Source organism: Hyunsoonleella sp. J2K-J805 (genome assembly GCF_057167125.1).
Map to the genome: position 1 here is coordinate 1,933,806 of NZ_CM169901.1, position 21,691 is coordinate 1,955,496.

17 protein-coding genes and 1 tRNA gene are annotated in these 21,691 nt (G+C 34.6%); 5 read left to right on the forward strand and 13 right to left on the reverse strand.

Annotated features, from left to right (window positions below):
• Positions 1-19: 19 nt before the first annotated feature.
• Genes AC1B0Z_RS08550 through msrB form a run of 9 tightly spaced genes read right to left on the reverse strand, consistent with a single transcriptional unit; the run spans position 20 to position 6,298 of the window.
• Complete coding sequence (locus AC1B0Z_RS08550; RefSeq protein ID WP_483791552.1) at positions 20-982, reverse strand: aldo/keto reductase; 963 nt, start codon at positions 980-982, stop codon at positions 20-22.
• Positions 982-2,202 carry a bifunctional alpha/beta hydrolase/OsmC family protein gene (locus AC1B0Z_RS08555; protein WP_483791553.1) on the reverse strand — a complete coding sequence of 407 codons (1,221 nt, stop codon included), beginning with the start codon at positions 2,200-2,202 and terminating at the stop codon, positions 982-984. The genes AC1B0Z_RS08550 and AC1B0Z_RS08555 overlap by 1 nt, the downstream gene beginning before the upstream one ends.
• On the reverse strand, positions 2,159-2,713 hold the full coding sequence (locus AC1B0Z_RS08560) for a peptide-methionine (S)-S-oxide reductase (RefSeq protein ID WP_483791554.1): 555 nt from the start codon (positions 2,711-2,713) through the stop codon (positions 2,159-2,161). Before AC1B0Z_RS08560 ends, AC1B0Z_RS08555 begins: the two co-directional genes overlap by 44 nt.
• Before the next feature lie 15 nt (positions 2,714-2,728).
• The gene (msrA, locus tag AC1B0Z_RS08565; protein WP_483791555.1) at positions 2,729-3,223 is read right to left on the reverse strand and encodes a peptide-methionine (S)-S-oxide reductase MsrA; all 495 of its coding nucleotides are present in this window, start codon (positions 3,221-3,223) and stop codon (positions 2,729-2,731) included.
• A 28-nt stretch (positions 3,224-3,251) separates the two neighbouring features.
• Complete coding sequence (locus AC1B0Z_RS08570; protein WP_483791556.1) at positions 3,252-3,503, reverse strand: peptide methionine sulfoxide reductase; 252 nt, start codon at positions 3,501-3,503, stop codon at positions 3,252-3,254.
• On the reverse strand, positions 3,503-5,059 hold the full coding sequence (locus AC1B0Z_RS08575; RefSeq protein WP_483791557.1) for a protein adenylyltransferase SelO: 1,557 nt from the start codon (positions 5,057-5,059) through the stop codon (positions 3,503-3,505). The genes AC1B0Z_RS08570 and AC1B0Z_RS08575 overlap by 1 nt, the downstream gene beginning before the upstream one ends.
• Positions 5,056-5,304: a glutaredoxin family protein gene (locus tag AC1B0Z_RS08580; RefSeq protein ID WP_483791558.1), complete on the reverse strand. Its 249-nt coding sequence runs from the start codon at positions 5,302-5,304 to the stop codon at positions 5,056-5,058. The genes AC1B0Z_RS08575 and AC1B0Z_RS08580 overlap by 4 nt, the downstream gene beginning before the upstream one ends.
• Before the next feature lie 3 nt (positions 5,305-5,307).
• Positions 5,308-5,847, reverse strand: a complete 540-nt coding sequence (gene msrA / locus AC1B0Z_RS08585; RefSeq protein WP_483791559.1) for a peptide-methionine (S)-S-oxide reductase MsrA — start codon at positions 5,845-5,847, stop codon at positions 5,308-5,310.
• The gene (gene msrB / locus AC1B0Z_RS08590) at positions 5,837-6,298 is read right to left on the reverse strand and encodes a peptide-methionine (R)-S-oxide reductase MsrB (RefSeq protein WP_483791560.1); all 462 of its coding nucleotides are present in this window, start codon (positions 6,296-6,298) and stop codon (positions 5,837-5,839) included. Before msrB ends, msrA (AC1B0Z_RS08585) begins: the two co-directional genes overlap by 11 nt.
• A 202-nt stretch (positions 6,299-6,500) precedes the next feature.
• On the opposite strand from msrB, the gene AC1B0Z_RS08595 reads away from it, so the two are divergent.
• Complete coding sequence (locus AC1B0Z_RS08595; protein ID WP_483791561.1) at positions 6,501-7,703, forward strand: Pycsar system effector family protein; 1,203 nt, start codon at positions 6,501-6,503, stop codon at positions 7,701-7,703.
• A 4-nt stretch (positions 7,704-7,707) separates the two neighbouring features.
• On the opposite strand, the gene AC1B0Z_RS08600 is transcribed toward AC1B0Z_RS08595, so the two are convergent.
• The 3 genes from AC1B0Z_RS08600 to AC1B0Z_RS08610 form a co-directional block, all read right to left on the reverse strand.
• Entirely contained in the window at positions 7,708-10,080 is a 2,373-nt protein-coding gene (locus AC1B0Z_RS08600) for a GAF domain-containing protein (RefSeq protein ID WP_483791562.1), read from the reverse strand.
• A 234-nt stretch (positions 10,081-10,314) separates the two neighbouring features.
• Complete coding sequence (locus AC1B0Z_RS08605; protein WP_483791563.1) at positions 10,315-13,236, reverse strand: FAD-binding and (Fe-S)-binding domain-containing protein; 2,922 nt, start codon at positions 13,234-13,236, stop codon at positions 10,315-10,317.
• Between the two features lie 34 nt (positions 13,237-13,270).
• Entirely contained in the window at positions 13,271-14,158 is an 888-nt protein-coding gene (locus AC1B0Z_RS08610) for a LysR family transcriptional regulator (RefSeq protein WP_483791564.1), read from the reverse strand.
• Between the two features lie 97 nt (positions 14,159-14,255).
• Between AC1B0Z_RS08610 and AC1B0Z_RS08615 the strand changes: the two genes are divergently transcribed.
• The 3 genes from AC1B0Z_RS08615 to AC1B0Z_RS08625 all read left to right on the forward strand — a co-directional run bounded on the left by AC1B0Z_RS08615 (position 14,256) and on the right by AC1B0Z_RS08625 (position 19,874).
• Positions 14,256-15,158, forward strand: coding sequence for a 2-oxoadipate dioxygenase/decarboxylase family protein (locus AC1B0Z_RS08615; protein WP_483791565.1), 903 nt, complete (start codon positions 14,256-14,258; stop codon positions 15,156-15,158).
• Positions 15,159-15,171: 13 nt separating this feature from the next.
• Positions 15,172-16,701, forward strand: a complete 1,530-nt coding sequence (gene amaB, locus AC1B0Z_RS08620; RefSeq protein WP_483791566.1) for an L-piperidine-6-carboxylate dehydrogenase — start codon at positions 15,172-15,174, stop codon at positions 16,699-16,701.
• A gap of 143 nt (positions 16,702-16,844) precedes the next feature.
• Positions 16,845-19,874: an aminotransferase class III-fold pyridoxal phosphate-dependent enzyme gene (locus AC1B0Z_RS08625; RefSeq protein ID WP_483791567.1), complete on the forward strand. Its 3,030-nt coding sequence runs from the start codon at positions 16,845-16,847 to the stop codon at positions 19,872-19,874.
• A 132-nt stretch (positions 19,875-20,006) separates the two neighbouring features.
• Here the strand turns inward: AC1B0Z_RS08625 and AC1B0Z_RS08630 are convergent.
• Positions 20,007-20,088, reverse strand: a tRNA-Leu gene (locus AC1B0Z_RS08630).
• A 116-nt stretch (positions 20,089-20,204) separates the two neighbouring features.
• Here AC1B0Z_RS08630 and AC1B0Z_RS08635 point away from each other — a divergent pair.
• The gene (locus AC1B0Z_RS08635) at positions 20,205-21,593 is read left to right on the forward strand and encodes a dipeptidase (protein ID WP_483791568.1); all 1,389 of its coding nucleotides are present in this window, start codon (positions 20,205-20,207) and stop codon (positions 21,591-21,593) included.
• The last annotated feature ends 98 nt before the right edge of the window (positions 21,594-21,691 follow it).

A 21,691-nucleotide genomic window follows, 5' to 3' on the forward strand; every position in this document is an offset into this window, starting at 1 on the left:
ATAATAATTAGATTTTGATTTAATTCCAATGTAGTTCACTGCGTTCTTCCCAATAATTTTGTGGGGAAACTTTTAAATTGTGCAATACACTAAGATCTTCTTCTGAAAGCTTAAAACAGATTGCTTTCATGTTAGCTCTAAGTTGATTTACGTTAGACGCACCACTTAAAACATAGGTAGGTTGTAAATTATCAATTATAAATCTAAGTGCGATGGCATCAACCCCTACTTTATATTTTTTTGATAGCCCCTCCAAAACATCATATGCTTTTGAATAATTTACGAACCTCTTATTTGGGAAAACACGCCCATTGGATAAGCCTTCTTTTATGATTATATGTTTACCTGATAATAAAGCTGTTTTTAAAACACTAAACGTATCTTGTTCAAACAGATTATAAGTCACTTGAAAACTATCAAATAACGCTTCGCTTTCGATATTAACTTTTAATGCAGAAGTAATAACGTCTTTTTGGTTTGCCCCACTGGTAGTAATTCCAATTTTTAAACCAGTTTTTTTCTTAATGTGATGTAGTTGATTTAAAACCTCATTATTTTCAAGAATGCCGCTATCAAAAGTCGCAGAATGTACTTGATAGTAGTTTAGGTTAGGCAATAAGTGTTTTGAAACCTCCCATTGCTCCAATAATTTCTCTACGGAATGCTCTTTTATTTCGTGCTTTCCATCAAAGCCCAATTGCCAATTCGCTACATAAGCATAACCCCATTTTGTACCTAAAATCGTATCTTTATACACTCTTGAATCGTTCCATTCCTGTAAAAATGCCTCTCCTTTGCCGTAAGACGGCGCTGCATCAAAATAACGGATTCCAAGTTTGTAGGCTTCATCTAAGACTGAAAATGTATTTTGTTTAAACGCGGTTTCAGATTTATCGACAGCATCATTATCTCTAATGTTGATGTATTCTGGTCGGCCTAAAGCAGCTAACCCTAACCCTATTTCAGTTGTGTTTTTATTCATTAATTAATGACTTCTGTTTCAATAATAGTTTCTGACAGCAATGTACGGTGCACAGGACATTTAGATGCTATTTCTTTTAATTTTATTTTCTGGGTTTCATCCAAATCACCAACAAACTTTAGGCGTTTTTGTAAATGATCGATACGCTTTGGCTCCTCTAAATTCAGCATTAGATCATCACTATGCTTTTTAGAATATGTAATATAGGCATACACTTCTTGTAAATCCCACTTTTTACGTTCTGCATACATCTTTAATGTCATTACAGTACAAGCTGCTAATCCTGCACTAAGAAAATCGTAGGGTGAAGGTCCAAAATCGTCACCGCCAATACTCTCTGGCTCGTCTGCTGTAAAATGGTGTTTTTTGGTTTGGATGGATGTGGTAAAATTATCTTCAACGATATTAAGATGTGCCACTAATTGCTCACCATTAGGTTCTAACATGGTATTGTCTTGTGGCTCAAAATAACGATCTGCCCATGTACCAATAACATTCCCTACATAGTTACTGTCTTTTGAATTTGATAGCAAATGATCGGCATCATCTAAACTCACAAAACTTTTTGGATGGTGTGCATTATGATATAATTCTTGTGCATTGTTTATACCAACAATACCATCAAAAGGCGCATGCATAATGAGCAACGGTTTTCTTAAGTTTTTGGTGATTTCTGGAAGGTCTATATTATCAAAATCTTCAACAAAGTGGTTGTCAATTTTAAAAGGTCTTCCACCTATGTTAATTTCAACTTCGCCCTTTTGTTTTATCGCTTCAATTCCGTGGGAAAACAAATGTTTCACATGACTTACCTTAGAAGGCGCTCCAACGGTAGCTATTGCTTTTATCGCATTTAATTTTGAAGCCGCAACAATTACCGCTGCACCACCAAGTGAATGCCCAACCAATAGCTCTGGTGCTTTATAATGCTTAGACATGTAATTACTAACGGCAATTAAATCATCTACGTTGGCAGAAAAATAACTTTCTGCAAATTCGCCCTCACTTCGTCCTAAACCAGTGAAATCAAAACGCACTACACCAAAGCCATAAGCCGTTAATGCCCTACTAATGTTTTTTACAGCAGTTAAATTACTATTACAGGTAAAACAGTGCGCAAAAATGGCGAAATAATGCGGTTTTTGGTCTGCTGGCAACTCTAAATATGCTTGTAGTTTATGACCCTTGGCGTTCTGGATACTTAGTCTCTCGCGATTCATCTTTCAAATGCTTTAGTTTGTTTTGATCTGTATATTTTGAAAACGTTTTAAGTAGTATTAGTAGCTTAGGATTGATAAAACTTTCACAAAAAGGTTTTTTAGGGTTTTTGTAATAGTAATTCTGAATTTGTTCTCGTGAAGCTTTAAACTTATCAAACGGTAACACTTGAGTTATTAATTCATTTTGAAACTGAAATTGCAATAATTCTAATTGTGCCGTAGCTTTATATTTTTGTGCTTCTGAAAACGTATATATCGCAGAACGATACTTGTTGCGCATAGAATGATTTGAGGTACTTTTATGGGTATGCAAATGAATTTCAATAAGAATCCCTAATGAAATTTTTGTAGTATCAAAATGAATAATTACTGCTTCTGAAAACTCTCTATTTTCATCAATGGAAGCTACAAAACCTTGCTCTACTTTTATAACACCAAGCAATGATTGAAAAACCGCTTCGGTACACCAATGACAACCACCTCCAAATGCTATTTTTACTAGTGTTTTCAAAATATAATAAGACGTCTAAATAAATGGCGTTTCAAATCGTAAAAAGTGGCAGGTATACCCGTTAGGGTTTTTTACCAAATAATCTTGGTGGTAGTCTTCTGCTTTCCAAAACGTAGACCACGGCTCTAGAGTTGTTACCACTTTATTATCCCATCTGCCAGACGCATCAACTATGGCAATCATCTCCTCAGCAATTTGTTTTTCTTCTTCATTTTGATAAAAAATTGCCGAACGGTAGCTTGAACCCATATCGTTACCTTGCCTATCCACCGTGGTAGGATTATGCATTCTAAAAAAATAATCCAGTAATTCCCTAAAAGAAGTTTTATCGGCATCATAGGTAATCTCAATACCTTCGGCATGTCCTGGGTGGTTTTTGTAGGTAGGGTTATCATTTTCCCCACCTTGATACCCAACTTCTGTATCTACAACTCCTGGGCGTGTTCTAAACAAATCTTCCATTCCCCAAAAACAGCCTCCTGCGATGTATGCTTTTTTATAATTGCTCATCTTTCTATTATTTTAAATTTTCGTTTGTTCACTTCAATTTTATATGCTTCAAAAAATCGATTACCTTCTGCTTAGGCATTTCACATGGTTTTAAAATTTCTTTACTAGTAGTAATGTAATAATTCAAACTAATAATATTAGTGCCTTGTAACTCTTTGGCATATATTTTAAACGATTTTCCGTTATTGAATATCGATTTGGTAATGCCATATTTCGCATTTTCATACACGCCTTCTGAGTAGCCCACAGGCAACTTATGAATATGTTTAAGAATACTCATTACGAACTGCATGACAACATAGAACATCCTACTTTATGGCGTGCCCAATCGGGTCGTTTTGCAAACCATTTTTCATATTTTGGTTGTTCATCATAAGGTTTTTTAAGCATTTGAAACAATTCATCTATTACACTATAATCACCTTTATCTGCGGCGTCAATAGCTAATTGCGCCATGTAGTTTCTCAACACATATTTTGGGTTTACTACGTTCATTTTTTTCTTTCTTTCTTCATAAGGCTCAAATTCGTGCTGAAGCCTAACTTGGTAATTTAAAAACCACGTTTCCCATTTATCTTTTACATCATCTGGCATATTTTTAAAATCATAGAATGCCTTTTTCAATACTTCAAAACCAGTTCCTTCATCTTTAAAATCGCTTAAATTTCGAAAAAATATGGTCATATCTGTTTCTACTAGTTGTAGATTCTCTTCTAAATCCTGAATAAAATATGCATCATCATCAACGTCTTCAAATAACCCTAATTTCAACTTCATCATCTCAAAAGATTTACGTTCAAAATCGGTTTTATATTGATTCAATATCTCTTCTAGAGGTGCTGCCTCCTCAATAAGCGGATACAATGCATTGGCTAATTGTAGTAAATTCCAAAGCCCTATATTTGGTTGATTGCCATAGCGATAACGCTTGTGTTGCCTATCGGTAGTATTTGGCGTCCATCCAAAATCGAAACCTTCTAACCATCCGTAAGGCCCGTAATCAATAGTTAAACCCAATATTGACATATTATCGGTATTCATCACACCATGTACAAAACCCACACGCTGCCAATGGATAATCATATTCAACGTTCGATTAGCAACTTCTTTAAAAAAAGCGATATATGTATTTTTTGAAGGAGTACCTAAACTTGAAAAATGCTGCTTTATGGTATAATCTACCAATCGTTTCAAATTTTTATCATCTTTTCTGGCAGCGAAAATTTGATAGTTTCCGAAGCGTAAAAACGATTCGGCTGTTCTGCAAACAATAGCTCCTTTTTCATAAGCAGGATTACCATCGTACATTACATCTCTTAACACCTGATCTCCCGATAACGCTAAACACAAAGCTCTTGTGGTTGGCACGCCTAAATGAAACATGGCTTCGCTACATAAATATTCCCGAATGGAAGAGCGTAATACTGCTAAACCATCTGCATTTCTAGAATATGGTGTTTCTCCAGCACCTTTAAGTTGTAATTGCCAGTTTTTACCTTTATGTTCTACTTCGCATAAATTAATGGCACGACCATCGCCCAATTGACCTGCCCAATTCCCAAATTGATGTCCGCCATAACACATCGCATAAGGTTTTGTTTCTTCTAAAACTTTATTTCCTGTGAATACTTTTAGAAATTCATCGGTTTTTGCATCCGCTTTAGATAAACCCAAATTTTTTAGCATCTCTGGAGATACATGTAACAACTCGGGTTTTGCAGTTTGCTTTGGTGTTACATACGAAAAACAAGCCTCAGAAACCTGTCTTCTAGAATTTTCTAGAATAGGATCTGCTGGTAGTTCTTCATTAAATTTATCTTTTATATTCAGTTTCATAACAATTTTTCAATCCACTTGTTTAAATCTTTATCAGAAGGGTTTCTTAATTTATTCTCATCAATCGTAATTGTTGGAAAGTTGAGTTTTCCATTCTCATATAAATTTCGCAATGCTTCAGCACTATTTGCATTCTGTTCGACATCCAAAAATTCATACTTCAAATTTAAGGCTTCTAAAAAATTTTTATAGTATCGACTTTTATGACATCTTTCGGCGCCATAAAGTTTTATTTTCGGTGTCATAGCTTATCTCAATTTATCCTTATAAAGCTCTCTCAGTTTTTTTAATTTAGGGGCAATTACAATGCTACAATAGCCTTGTTCTTTATTGTTTTTATAATATTCCTGATGATGTGCTTCTGCCTTATAAAATATTTTTAAAGGTGCTATTTCAGTTACAATTGGGTTTTCTAAATATGCAGCCATTTCTTTCACGACAACACTCGCAATCTCTTTTTGCTGCTCATTGCGATAGTAAATCACAGAACGGTATTGGGTTCCTCTATTTGCACCTTGTCTATTTAGTGTAGTGGGATTATGTGTAGTCATAAACATCACTAAAATCTCTTCATAAGAAATGATTGCGGCATTAAAAGTAATTTGTACCACTTCTGCATGTCCTGTTAAGCCAGAACACACTTCTCTATATGTGGGATGCCCAGGAACTGTTCCTCCAGAATAGCCAGAAACTACACTTTCAACACCTTTTAGTTCTTGAAATATTGCCTCTGTACACCAAAAACAACCGCCACCAACCGTGGCGGTTTGCAAAATTTTATTGCTCATTTGAAACCTCCGTCTCTAATTGCATAGATTCAGAATTAATACAGTACCGCAATCCACTAGGTTCTGGACCATCAGGAAATACGTGCCCTAAATGCGCGTCGCACGTATTGCACATTACCTCAACACGCACCATCCCAAAGGCGGTATCCTTTTCGTATTTAATAGCGTTTTCCTTAATAGGTTGTGTAAAACTAGGCCATCCTGTGCCAGATTCAAACTTAATGGTAGAATCAAACAATGGCGTGCCACAACACACACAATTATACTTACCAGCCTCATGAATACTGCAGAGTGCTCCGCTGTGCGGGCGCTCTGTACCTTTTAATCTAGTAATTCTGAATTGTTCTGGAGTTAATTGCGCTTCCCACTCCTTTTTGGTTTTCTCAACTCTTCTGTCTGGAATAGGATTTCCATTCACAGAAAAACTAATGACTTCTTTCCAAGTTAGCATATGTTTTGTCCTTTCTTTATTAAATTAAATATATGCCTTCAAAGTAGAATTTTGGTCGAAATCATATCCAAAAACTTACATTTTCAACATGCAAAACCAACTCTGAAAGTAATACTGAAATTTACGACAAATAATGATGTTTTAAACACTTAATTTTAATGTAACTAAAGTTTAGTATTTTTACTCAAAATCGCACTTCAGAATGAATACTCTTATCGATAAAACTGAAAAATTTGTAACTAAATATTTAAATGATAATCTTGATTCTTCATTTGTTTACCACAATATTGCGCACACACAGCGAGTGGTTGGCAAAGTATATGAACTTATCGAAGATGAACCTGTTGTTATAAGTGACAACGAAAAAGAACTTCTTATTGTTGCGGCATGGTTACATGATACAGGCTTCACAAAAACCATCAAGAACCATGAAAAAGAAAGTGTAAAAATTGCTGAAAGTTTTTTAAAATCTGAAAACGTTTCGAAAGCAGATATTGAAACAATTTCGAAAATTATTTTGGCAACCGAAATGGGATATAAGCCTAAAAATCTTTTAGAGGAGCTTATAAGAGATGCTGATTGTGCGCATGTATCAAGTAAAAAATACGAAGACTACACATCCCTATTAAGAAAAGAATGGGAACTTACGTTGAATAAAAAAATCTCGAAAACGGAGTGGCTTGAGGAGAATATTAATTTTTTGACAAACCATACGTTTTATTCGCCACTAGCAGCAAGCAAATGGGAAAAACGTAAAGGTAAAAACCTAGCTAACCTCATTCAAAATCAAAATAAAATTAAGGCGAGTACCGAAAAACTCAAACAGAAAAAAGCAGAGCTTCAATTTAAAAAAGAAAAACTAGATTTACCTGACAGAGGAATAGAAACCATGTTTAGGGTCGCTTTAAGAAACCATATTACGCTAAGCGATATTGCTGATACAAAAGCCAATATTTTACTTTCTGTAAATGCTATTATAATCTCAGTAGCGCTTTCTAATTTATTACCTAAGCTTGATAACCCATCAAATACTTATTTAATTTATCCTACACTTATTTTCCTAGGATTTACTGTCGCTTCAATAGTCTTATCGGTACTGGCAACACGACCTAATGTAACTAAAGGCCAGTTTACCAAAGAAGATGTTGCTAATAAAAAAGTGAATCTACTATTCTTTGGCAATTTTCACCAAATGAGTTTGAAGGATTTCGAATGGGCTATGGGAGAAATGATGCAGGATAAAGATTATTTATACGGTTCGCTTACTAAAGATTTATACTTTTTAGGACTTGTTTTAAATAGAAAATACAACCTGTTGAGAACCACTTACACTGTGTTTATGATTGGTATTGTGGTAAGCGTTATTGCTTTTGGAGTTGCCTTTAAAACTAGCGGTGCAGGTTAAAACACTAGGCTTTAATCTCTTTCATTAAATCGTCATAAGTATAAAACGCTTTATCATCTTCATACTTATGATACAATACGCTTACCCTAATGGCTTTCAATCCAGTTACCGCTTGTAAATCCTGTAACTCTACTATTTCGATATCACTATCTAAATAATTCTTCGACTGCAAAAATTTAATATAACTTAAATACTCTATCTCATCTTGCTTTTGAGAATACACGATACTTATTTTTCCTTTTTGCGTAACACGTTCTGTAGTACCTTTTATGTAGGCCTTATCTACTCGTTTTTTTACAATTTCGTAACGGGCATTGTAGGTGCCATCAACATCAAATTGTTTTTCATCCATTCTAAAACTTATAGATAACGGCTGATTAAACACCAAAACCATGGAGGCCACATCTAGTGCTACTGGAAAATCTGACTGCATTTGGTAATACGCATTTTCCATTTCGCACATTACTTGTAGTTGCCATAATCTAAGATTATAGAGATAAATTTTATTGAAGCTCTCCTCTTTTGTAATAGATTCTCCAATGTACATATTATGCTCTACACCATCAGTTTTAAATCTTTCAAAATAATGCGGATACATTTGTTGTGCTTCTTTCTGCTTTTTATCAAGCAATGCAGCCATTTCCACATTTATCTTTGCTATGGTTTCATCATAATTTTTTCGGTGCTTGTAAAGTACATTTACCTTATCATCAATACTAGTATAATAGTTTTGAATATCTTCCTTTAACCCAGGAATTGAATTTAAATGCTGCAATAAGGGTTCAATATCTTCTTTAAAGAAAGTTGAAATCTGTTGCTCGCTATCTACTTGAAAATTATCGTTTAGGCCTTTTTGAAACTCATCAATTTGATAAATAAATTGTTCATAAATCGGAATGGTTTCAATATCGAGAGCATTTTTCAAAATACGCTTTGCTGCCTTCAACTGCAAGCCTAAATCCTCTCTTGTGGCACTATTTCTAGCTTCAGAAGAACCTTTAATGTCTATTTGCCCATAAAGCGGATATACATTATCAAATGCTATCTTTCTAAAAGACGCATCTTTACCTTCCATCTCGTTCTTAATGTAATTCTTTGCCTCTTTAGCAAAACGCCAGTGGACACTTGAGTGTATAGAAGTACACTCTTTTTGAATAATAGCCTCAATTAAGTTTTCTTCATCCTTCTTTGAGCGTTCAACAGCCGAAACAATAAACGGCATGATATCAATTAACTTATTGGCATTGATGCTATTCAGAGTTTGTGGCGTTGCAGAAACAATCTCAATAATACCCATTAACCCATCATCATTCGCTATTGGTGCAAAAATTGCGCTTTTAATACCTTGTGCTTTTAAATTGGAAATATGAGGCGTCTTCCCTTTTGATTTTTTGAAATCTCTATCAACATCAGAAACTGAAAAATAGTTTTTTTCAATTAAAAGTTGATTATATGACCAGCTACATAGCGCATCTGAACATTTCTTATTTTCATTATCTCCTAAAAGATAGCTGTTCATCCCTACACCATAAACGCGTTCAAAAATATCGTCTTCTTTATTATAAATTGAAAAACCTACTTTAATATCGTTTATACCCAGTAGTGATCTGAATATTTCGTGAAAGTTTTCCATAAAACCTTCATCTTTCCTTTTATCCTCTCCAATTAGCGAGGATTTAATATTAGAAATAGATTGATCCTCAGTAACATCAAAAATATTTGAAATTACGAAACCTCTAAAAATGTAACTATCAGGTGGAAATTTTTCCTTCCAAAGTTCTAAATTGTCAAAATTATCAAGTAACTCTCGATAATCTTCTTCAGTAATTTTATGTGCTTTATCCGTAGCTACTATTTCACAGAAATCAGCATTATATAATATTTTATAAAACCTTAAAACTCCATTTGCATCAGGAATCTCATAATAAAACGGTCGCTTAAAATTCAAATTATAACCATAGCAAAAGTTTAAAATTACTGTGCATGCAATAATATATCGGTGATCATCAGGCATGTTTTTGATATTCAACTCAAAATCATCACCGGCGGTTTTAATTATATTCTTAAATCGTTCTGAAGAATTAAAAATCAAATCATGGAAAGGTACAGATGCCGTTTTAATTTCATTTTTTGTTAAAACGGGCGCAAAAGAATCTTGGAGAATAACACCTATTTCTTTCTCTCTATCATTCAAGATTTGCGTGTCGCTAAATCCATTTCTAAGTTCTGGGTAAGGCTCAGCTGTTTTTAATACACGCTTTGCCTTTGCCGCAAGAAATTCATCTTCGCTTTTCGCAATTGCTTCATAATGCTCCAATAGCTTATTAAAGCTAACCTTCAGCATCATTGGCGATTCGATATTATCATTAATATCCATGATTCTATGTAATTCGGTGAGTAACAAATTTACAAATTATTGCGTTAGTCGTTTTATAGAAGACTTTCTAACACTAAAAATGTTACAAGAATTGTTGTTAATTTTTAAGCTATTTCGTTAATATGCTTTGAATTATATACTTGCGAAGGCACTATAGGTTTTATTCAGAATAATCTTGTATAAGTGCAGAAGCGGCAGCTCTCAACCTAAAATACATTTAAACTGATGAAGCTATTAAACCAGAGCACCTTTTAAAATGCTCACAGGATGATTAGCAATACGCTTTGTACCATCCAAAACCTGATGCCTGCAACTCGTACCAGATGCAGCAATTATAGTAGATTTATCTGTATTTCTAACTTTTGGAAATAGCGAATCTTCCCCTACTTGCATGCTTACATCGTAATGTTCGTTCTCATAACCAAAAGAACCTGCCATACCGCAACACCCTGAATTAATAATACTTACCGAGTAATTTTTAGGCAGATTAAGCATAGTAAAAGTAGGTTCTATACTACTTAATGCTTTTTGATGGCAATGCCCATGTATTTTAACCAGTTTTGATTCATCAGTAAATTGACTTGAAAGAATGTTACCTTTTACTACTTCTTTTTTTATAAATTCTTCAATTGTAAACGTATGATTTGCAATATGTTTTGCACTTGTTACATCACTAGCTAAACGCAAGTACTCATCTCTAAAGGATAAAATTGCAGATGGCTCAATGCCTATAAGTGGTGTGTTTTTAGAAATAATGTCCTTAAATACCGTAATATTTTTATTAGCTACAACCTTAGCTTCATCAAGAAAACCTTTGGAAATAAAACTTCTACCACTTTCTTCATGATTTACAATATGCACTTTATATCCTAATTCTGTTAGTAACTCGAATGCATCAATTCCTATTTGAACATCGTAATAATTAGTAAACTCATCAATAAACAAATACAACGCTCCTATAGTTTCTTTTTCATTTTGAAATTTATGTTGGTTTTGTCTATACCATTTCCTGAATGTATTTTTAGCTAGTTTGGGAATACTCCTTTGGGGTGCTACACCCAAAACTTTCTTTGTAAGTTTTGTGTTTAACAGGGTATTTGTTAGACCAGGCAGAAAACTCCCCATTTTATTATACTTAACGTTATTGGCCAGTAATTTGGTTCTAAACGATGGTGGGTTTTCTTTTTGATATTGATATAAAACCTCTGCTTTAAAACTAGCCACATCCACATTACTTGGGCATTCGCTAGCGCAGGCTTTACAACTTAAACACAAATCAAACACCTGAATTAACTCCTTGTGATTAAATTTATTTTCTTGATTTGAATTGGTTAAAAATTCTCTTAACGTATTGGCTCGAGCGCGTGTAGTATCTTTTTCATTTCGAGTAGCTCTATAACTAGGACACATGGTACCTCCTGCAGCTGGTAATTTTCTGCAATCGCCTGAACCATTACATTTTTCCGAAGCTCGTAAAATCCCTAAAGAATCTGAAAAATCTAATACCGTTTCTACTTTGGGTTCCTTTCTATCAATTTCATAACGCAAAGAGGCATCCATAGGATAAGCATCAACTATTTTTCCTTTATTGAATATATTATTTGGGTCGAATGCTTGCTTTATACACTTTAATAGTTTATAGTTTTTATCTCCAATCATCATTGGCAAAAACTCACCCCTAACTATACCGTCTCCATGTTCACCACTAAAAGAACCTTTATATTTTTTAACAAGTTTTGCTGTTTCGGTTGTTATTTCTCTAAAAAGCCCAACATCGGTTTTGTTCTTTAAATTTAATATGGGGCGCAAGTGTATTTCACCAGCTCCTGCATGTGCATAGTAAATAGATTTTTGCCCAAAACCATCCATCATTTTTGTAAATTCAGAAATATAATTAGGCAAGTCGCTTAAATCTACCGCAGTATCTTCTATACATGCAACTGCCTTTTTATCACCAACCATATTACCCAATAGCCCTAAACTTGCTTTACGTAACTCCATGGCTTTAATTATATTTTCAGCGTATAATTTAGGGTATGCATAACCAAAACCATACTGTTTCAAATCCTCTACTAAAGCGTCAGCAAGCATATCGGTCTGCGCTTTAGTTTCAGCTCTAATTTCCAGCATTAAAATAGCTTCAGGATCGCCTTCAATAAAAAATCTATTTTTCAGCTGTGCTCTGTTGTTTTTTGTACAATCTAAAATGGGCTTATCCAACAATTCGCAGGCATACAAATTATGTTTCATAGCCGTAACAGTGGCTTCCAAACTTTCTTGTATACTCTTAAAATGGGCAACCACCATAACCTCGTTCTTGGGTGGTAATTCATCCAATTGCAATGTTACAGCAGTAGTAAACGCTAATGTACCCTCGCTTCCGCAAAGTAATTTTGCAACATTCATTTCGGACAATAATCCATTTGGCGAATTACGATCTAAAAAAGCATCAATCGCATAACCTGTATTTCTTCTATGGATTGTATGCTTAGGAAACTCGTTATGAATTTCGGCTTGAACTTCTGGATCTGATAATGTGTTGTAAATCGTTTTATAAATAGCACCTTCAATACCTTCACTGGACCGTTTTGCTTTAAAATCGGATACTGATAATGTGTTAAAAGCTACTTCAGAACCATCAGACAAAATGGTTTTAATCTCTAAAACTTTATCGCGTGTAACACCATACTGAATAGAGGTTGAACCAGATGAATTGTTTCCAACCATACCACCTATCATACAGCGATTACTGGTTGACGTATTGGGTGAAAAAAACAATCCGTGAGGTTCTAAAAAACGATTTAATTCATCTCGAATTATACCCGGTTCTACAACAATTGTTTTTTCTTCTTTATTAAATTCTATAATTTTTGTAAAATGTTTAGAAACATCAACCACAATACCCTCTCCAACACATTGTCCTGCTAAGGATGTACCTGCTGTTCTTGGAATAAGTGTAACATTTTGACTGGTTGCAAAAGCTATTAATTTCTTAATATCTGTTGTGTCTTTTGGGTATGAAACCGCCAAGGGTAGCATTCGATATACCGAAGCATCAGTAGCATATATGCTCTTATGCAAATTATCAAAAAACAACTCGCCTTTCAAGTTTTCTGAAAGTTCTTTTAAGGCCTTATTCATTATAGATTCTGACATGGATTATGCTTTGAAATATACAACACATTTCATATTAAATATGTTTTAAAAAAGTATTTAGAACAGGATTTTTAAAATCCTTTTTCCAAACAACAAATAATTCTGTTTTTATCATGGTATTTTTAAGCTCTATAAACCGAATTTTATAGTTGTGTTCATCCCTCAAAGAATTAGGTATAATAGAAAGTCCCATACCGCTTTCTACCAATTTAAAAATAGTTGCTCCGTGAATAGCTCTGTGCGAAATAATAGGGCTAAAATCATGCTCAGAACATAAATTTAATATTTGCTGAAAATACATTGGGCTACTTTCATTAGGATATAGGATAAAAGGTTCGTTAGCGCATTGCCCAATATTAACAAAATTACTTTCATTAATAGGATGATGTTCTGGTAGCACCAAAGAAAAATTTTCTTGATAAACCGATTTAATATTCATCTCAGAAGATACTTTATTAGACCTCATAAACCCAATATCAATATGGTCTTTTTCTAAAGCTTTTAATTGATCGGAATTTGTAAGTTCTTCTAAAGCTAAACCAACCTTTGGGTAATCACTGGTAAACTCTTTAATTATAGGTGGTAAATAATGTTTCATGGTAGAGCCAACAAAACCTATCTTAAGCTGTCCGCTACTACCATGTAGCGCTTGCTGCCACCTGTCCATAGCATTATCCAATTGGTTTAAAATAAACCGAGATTCTTCTAAAAAAAGAGCTCCTGCAGCATTTAATACTACTTTCCTATTCGTTCTATCAAACAATTTAACACCTAGTATAGTTTCTAATAAATTAATTTGTTGACTAAGTGCCGATTGAGAAATCAAAAGTTTAGCCGCTGCTTTTCTAAAGTGCAACGTTTCTGCCAAAACTAAGAAATAACGTATATGACGAATCTCTAATTGATTAATTTTACTTATCATTTAATAATTAATAAAAATTATTACTACTCAAACATACTTTTATATTTGCACTTATAAAATAAAAAAGTAAAATTTTTTAGTGCAAAACTTATAAATTATGAAACATTCTAATGAAAGCACATTGGAAAACGTATTGAATGCTTTACTAGTTCCTTACAAAGAAAGCGTAACTGATGTTGCAAAAATAACCAATGCCATGTTAGAAACTGGTATTATCGAAAATGAGAAGGAGATCACCAACGACCATATTGCTTTTAGAACATTGGGTGTGAAAAATTTGGGTATCGCTTCATTTGAAAAGATATTTTTACACCATGGCTATGAAAAAAAAGGATTTTACAATTTTGAAGAAAAAAAACTAAATGCATATTGGTATGCGCCACCTGCTGAACACTTTCCAAGAATTTTTATTAGTGAATTAAGAGTTAATGATTTATCGGAAAAAGCGCAAAATATTATTTACAAATATACAGACCCTATAACGCAAGATCCTATAGATGCTCTTGATTTAGACAATATTACTGATGTAGCAAACTTTTTCTACAAACCTTTATGGAGTCTACCTTCTTCAGAAGAATATTCAATCCTTTTAAAAGAATCGGAATATGCTGCATGGGTTATTTACAATCGTTATTACTTAAACCACTACACTATTAGTGTTCACGAACTACCAGAAGGTTATAATACCATAGAAGACTTTAACCAATTTCTTGAAGGAATTCAGATAAAACTAAACACAGCAGGAGGTAAAATTAAAATTAGTTCAGATGGTTTATTAAAACAAAGTAGCACTGTGGCTAAAATGATTGACGCTACGTTTTCTGATAATAAAAGTTTAAAAATCGCTGGAAGCTATGTAGAGTTTGCAGAGCGAAAATTACTCCCAGAATACAGTAATACCAAGAAAGAAGATATAAAAAGAACCTTCCGTAGAGATGGTTTTGAAACGGCAAATGCCGATAAAATTTTTGAAAGCACTTATACCGAGCAAACAAAATAAACACAACATAAAAATGAAAAATATATTAGAGGCATTTAACCTTAAAACACCTTATTACAATACCAGTACAGGACAAAAGGATTGGATTGGGAATAGCGGAAAAACTGCCACGATAAAGTCCCCTGTTGATGGTACTATTATTGGCAACGTAGAACTTGCAGATATTAAAAGTTATGATGCTGTAGTTGCAAAAGCCAATGAAGCCTTCCCTATTTGGAAAGCACTTCCAGCTCCACAACGCGGAGAAATTGTTCGTCAATTTGGAAATGCGTTAAGAGATGAAAAAGAAAACCTAGGTAAATTAGTAAGTTATGAAATGGGCAAGAGCCTGCAAGAAGGTTATGGAGAGGTTCAAGAAATGATAGATATTTGTGATTTTGCTGTAGGCTTGTCGCGTCAACTTTACGGACTACAAATGCATTCTGAAAGACCAAACCATCGCATGTTTGAGCAATGGCATCCTTTAGGAACAGTAGGTATCATTTCTGCTTTTAATTTCCCAGTAGCTGTTTGGGCTTGGAACGCTGCTTTATCTTGGGTTTGCGGTAATGTTTGTATTTGGAAACCTTCTGAAAAAACACCGTTTTCGGCTTTGGCATGTCAAGAAATCTTTAAAGAGATTCTAAAAGAAAACAACCTACCAGAGGGCATTTCTAATGTTATTATTGGCGATAGTGAAATAGGCAAACGTATGGCTTCAGACCAAAATATTGCATTGGTTTCTGCAACCGGCTCCACCAGAATGGGAAAAAGCGTTTCTGAAACCGTTGGAAAAAGACTTGGGAAATCTATACTAGAATTAGGGGGCAATAATGCCATAATTGTAACTGAAGAAGCAGATTTAAATGCTGCTATTCCTTCCATTGTGTTTGGTGCTGTGGGAACAGCAGGACAACGATGCACAACAACACGACGATTGATAGTTCATAAGAATCAATACCAAAGCTTATTGAGCAAATTAACCCATGCCTACAAGCAATTACAAATAGGCAATCCGTTAGATGAAAAAAATCATGTAGGTCCATTAATTGATACTGATGCGGTAAATGCTTACTTAAAGACCATAGAAGAAGCGCAAAAGCAAGGAGGAAAACTTGTTTATGGAAACAAAGTATTGGATGGTGACACCTATAAATCTAACTGTTATGTAGTTCCCACAATAATTGAAGCAAACATAGACATGCCTATAGTTAAGCATGAAACTTTCGCTCCAATACTATACGTTTTTCCTTATGAATCTTTTGAAGAAGCTATTGCGATACAAAACAATGTTCCTCAAGGTTTATCATCTGCTGTATTTACTTTAAACATGCAAGAAGCAGAAAAATTCTTGTCCAATGCTGGATCTGATTGTGGTATTGCAAATGTTAATATAGGAACTTCTGGTGCAGAAATTGGTGGTGCTTTTGGAGGTGAAAAAGAAACTGGTGGCGGAAGAGAAAGTGGTTCAGATTCATGGAAAGCCTATATGAGAAGACAAACATGCACCGTAAATTATGGTAAAGAGGCACCTTTAGCTCAAGGCATCGTATTCAACTTATAGCAAACAAATACTTTGTTGTAGAACATAATTTCATAAAAAGGGTAAATTTTAGTTATGAATTCTATAAATTTAGTGTTTCTATTAGCTGCTATTTTTATTGATTAAATTAATAGTTTTTTAGGTTATTTCCTGTTAGAAAATTTATGAATTACACGAATTTAAAAATTACAACTCAACAAGCTGAAGACATTCTCTTCAATTGGTTTAATTTAAAGGGAAAAGCCTCAGAACTTCCTGGGGAAGTCGATTTTAATTTCAGGATTAAAATTGAAAATAAAGCAGGTTATATTCTAAAAATATCACGACCTAACGAAAATGAAGACTACCTTGATTTTCAACAAAAATTATTGCAACATCTAGAAGACCATGGCAACCAACTTATCGCTCCAAAAGTTATTAAAGACAAAAATGGAGATACCCTTACTTCGTTTGTTGATGATTTTGGAAATACTAGAAAAGTTCGACTACTCACATGGATTTCTGGTCGGGTTTGGAGTAGCGTAAACCCACAATTAGACAGTTTACGTTACAGCTTAGGTGAGCAATGTGGTCTTTTAACCAAAGCGTTACAAGGTTTTGACCATAAAGAAGCGCATCGCGAATTTGTTTGGGATGTAGCACAATCCTTATGGACAGAGGCACATATTAATTTATTTAAAGACGACGAAAAAGACATTGTTTTATACTTTCAAAACCAATTTAAAAGTTCCAAACCAGCTTATGATACGTTAAGAAAAGCTGTTGTTCATAACGATGCTAACGATAATAATGTTATAGTTTCTGAAGATTTGAAGCATCCAACAGTAAAAGCCGCAATCGATTATGGCGATGCTATTTACACCCAAATCATTAACGATTTAGCCATTAGTTGTGCGTATTGCATTATGCATCATAACGACCCTTTGGAATCGGCACTACCTATTATTAAAGGCTACCACAATTCTTTCCCGTTGGAAGAACGAGAATTGGAGCATTTGTATACTGCTATTGCGATGCGTTTGGTAATTTCTGTAACCAAATCGGCTATAAATAAAATTGAAGAACCTGACAATACGTATTTGCTTATAAGCGAAAAACCTGCTTGGGAAGTTTTGAGAAAATGGAGAACAATTTCAGCTAATTTTGCACAGTATAGTTTTAGAAATGCATGTGGGTATACAGCACACCCAAATCAACAAAAATTTGAAAAATGGGCAAAAGAACAACAAGTTTCTTTATCTGAATTGTTTCCAACAGTAAATAGAAATCAAATTCATCATTTAGATTTAAGTGTTTCTAGCAAATTTACAGGTCATCAAGAAGAGTTTAATAATTTAGATTTATTTCAATTTAAAATTGAACAACTTCAAAAACAAGTACCAGATAAAATTATTTCTGGTGGTTATTTAGAACCTCGTGCTTTATATACCTCAACAGAATACGATACCATTGGCAATTATGGAAGACAAAGCAGAACCATTCATTTAGGTATTGATTTTTGGCTTCCTCAAGAGACTCCTGTTCATGCTTTATTTGACGGTGAAGTTAGTATTGCTGCATATGATACAGGCGATAAGGAATATGGTGGTTTGATAGTCTTAAAACATCAAATAAATGATTTTGAATTCTTTACACTATACGGACATCTAAGTATTGAAAGTGCCAAAACATATACGCAAGGTGATATTATTAAAAAGGGAGATCGCATCGGAACATTGGGAGCGCCTTCTGAAAACGGGAATTGGGCCCCACATCTCCATTTTCAAATAATGCTATCGCTATTAAATTACAAGAATGATTTTCCAGGAGTCGCATACCCCAACCAAGTATCTGTATGGAAAAGTCTATGTCCAAACCCAAATTTACTATTCAAATTAGACACTTTAAACAATAATCAAGCCGCTTCAAACGAAGACTTAATAAACTACCGAAAACAACATTTAGGAAAAAGCCTGAGCTTGCAATACAAAGTCCCTATCAAAATGGTGCGCGGAGCAGGTCAGTATTTAATAGATCAATTTGGTAATAAATATTTAGACACCGTTAATAATGTGGCACATGTTGGGCATGAAAACTACAAGGTAGTAAAGGCAGGTCAAGACCAAATGGCACTTATTAACACCAATTCTCGCTATTTGCATGATAATATAAATGCTTTGGCAAAAGAATTGATTGAAACCTTACCGCCCGAACTTAACGTATTGCATTTTGTAAATTCTGGCAGTGAAGCCAATGAATTGGCCGTCAGAATGGTAAAAGCTTACACAGGAGAACGAGATATTATTGCATCAGAAGTAGGTTACCACGGAAATGCAAATATGTGTATAGATATTTCTTCGTATAAATTTGATGGTAAAGGTGGAAAAGGTGCTCCAGAACACACACATATTTTCCCTTTACCAGATGCATTTCGCGGTAAATATAGAGGTAAAAACACCGGTGAGCAATATGCTAATGAAGTACAAAAACAAATAGATACTATTAAGGCTAAAGGTAGAGGCCTTGGCGCATTTATTATTGAACCCATTATAAGTTGTGGCGGACAAATAGAACTTCCTGAAGGTTTTTTAGCTAAAGCATATAGTATGGTTCGTGCAGCTGGAGGATTATGCATTTCAGATGAAGTTCAAGTGGGTTGCGGCAGAATGGGAAAAACCTTTTGGGGGTTTCAATTACATAACGTAATACCAGATATTGTTACCATTGGAAAACCTTTAGGTAACGGGCATCCTGTAGCTGCCGTGGCGTGTACACAAGCTGTAGCAAATGCCTTTGCCAACGGTATGGAGTATTTTAACACCTTTGGCGGAAACCCAGTTTCTTGTGCTGTAGCAACTGCTGTTTTAAAAACTGTTAAACAAGAAAAACTACAAGAAAATGCTCTAAAAATTGGCGAGTTTTTAAAAACTGAATTACAACAACTTTCCAAAGATTTTCCAATAATTGGTGAGGTGCGTGGTCAAGGGCTTTTTTTAGGTATTGAATTGGTTGATGCAGATATGAATCCGTTAGAAGCACAAACCGATTATCTTGCTAACCGAATGAAAGACCACGGTATTTTAATGAGTACAGATGGTCCCGACCATAATGTCTTAAAAATAAAGCCACCTATGGTTTTTACTCAGAAAAATGCCGAAGAATTAATTTTCTATTTAAAGAAAATTTTTAGTGAAGATTTTATGCAAATATCATAAAGACTGAAGGAATGTGATACTATTAACTAGGATATTGTTTTAAAACAGCTCTGTTTTAGAACAACATAAAGCAACTCAATAAGTCTTTTACACAAAAAAAGCCGAAGATGTGTCTTCGGCTTTTTCTTTCAGTGCGGGCGGAGAGACTCGAACTCTCACACCTCGCGGCACTAGATCCTAAGTCTAGCGTGTCTACCAATTCCACCACGCCCGCTTAATCCCGATAATTATCGGGTTGCAAATATAAACAACATTTTTAAATTGCAAACCCCTAACCCTTAAAAAAGGTTCTTTTTTCATACTTTTGAATACTTACTCACAGATACCTCTATGAATCAAATTCAATCCTATATTTCAGAACATAAAAATCGATTTTTAAACGAGCTTATAGAGCTACTTAAAATCCCTTCTATCAGTGCAGACTCTGCATACAAAAACGATGTTTTAAAAACAGCAGATGCTATAAAAATAAGTTTAGAAAAAGTAGGTTGTGATAGTGTAGAAATATGCAAAACAGATGGCTACCCCATTGTTTATGGTGAAAAAATAATAGATAAAAACTTACCGACTGTTCTGGTTTACGGACATTACGATGTACAACCACCAGACCCCATCGACTTGTGGGATTCACCACCATTTGAGCCTGTTATTAAAAACACCGAAAAGCATCCTGAAGGTGCTATTTTTGCCAGAGGTGCTTGCGATGACAAAGGACAAATGTACATGCATGTGAAGGCTATGGAATTTATGACTGCCACCAATCAATTACCTTGTAACGTTAAGTTTATGATTGAAGGCGAAGAAGAAGTCGGAAGCGCAAACCTAGCCACCTTCGTAAAAAACAATCAACAAAAACTGCAAAATGATGTCATTTTAATTTCAGATACAGGCATGATTGCCAATGATGTACCATCCATCACTACTGGACTCAGAGGATTAAGTTATGTAGAAGTGGAAGTCACTGGTCCCAATCGCGACTTACATTCAGGACTTTATGGTGGCGCAGTAGCAAACCCAATTAATGTGCTTACAAAAATGATTGCATCACTACACGATGAAAACAATCATATTACTATTCCTGGATTTTACGACAACGTTGAAGAACTCTCCAAAGAAGAACGTGCTGAAATGGCAAAAGCTCCTTTCAGTCTAGAAAACTACAAAAAAGCTTTAGATATTGATGCGGTTTATGGGGAAGCAGGTTATACAACAAACGAACGAAACTCTATAAGACCTACACTTGATGTTAATGGTATTTGGGGTGGTTACACGGGCGAAGGCGCAAAAACAGTAATTGCTAGTAAAGCTTATGCTAAAATCTCTATGCGTTTAGTACCACATCAAAATTGGCATGAAATAACACAACTATTTAAAACTCACTTCGAGAATATCGCACCCCATGGTGTTAAAGTTAAAGTAACACCTCACCACGGTGGGCAAGGTTATGTAACCCCAATAGATAGTATTGGCTATAAAGCAGCCAGTAAAGCTTATCAAGATACTTTTGGAAAAACCCCAATTCCCCAACGTAGTGGTGGCAGCATACCTATTGTAGCACTTTTCGAGCAGGAATTAAAAAGCAAAACCATTTTAATGGGCTTTGGTTTAGATAGCGACGCCATACATTCACCAAACGAGCATTTTGGTGTATGGAATTACCTTAAAGGCATCGAAACTATTCCGTTATTTTATAAATATTTCACAGAGCTTTCAACATAATATTTTGGGCGTTACCCACAAGGGGTCGGGCTTTCCGCTATATCTTTTTTGAGAAAAACAAAAAAGGATGCCGCTGCAATCCCTAACGCAGTCCCAAC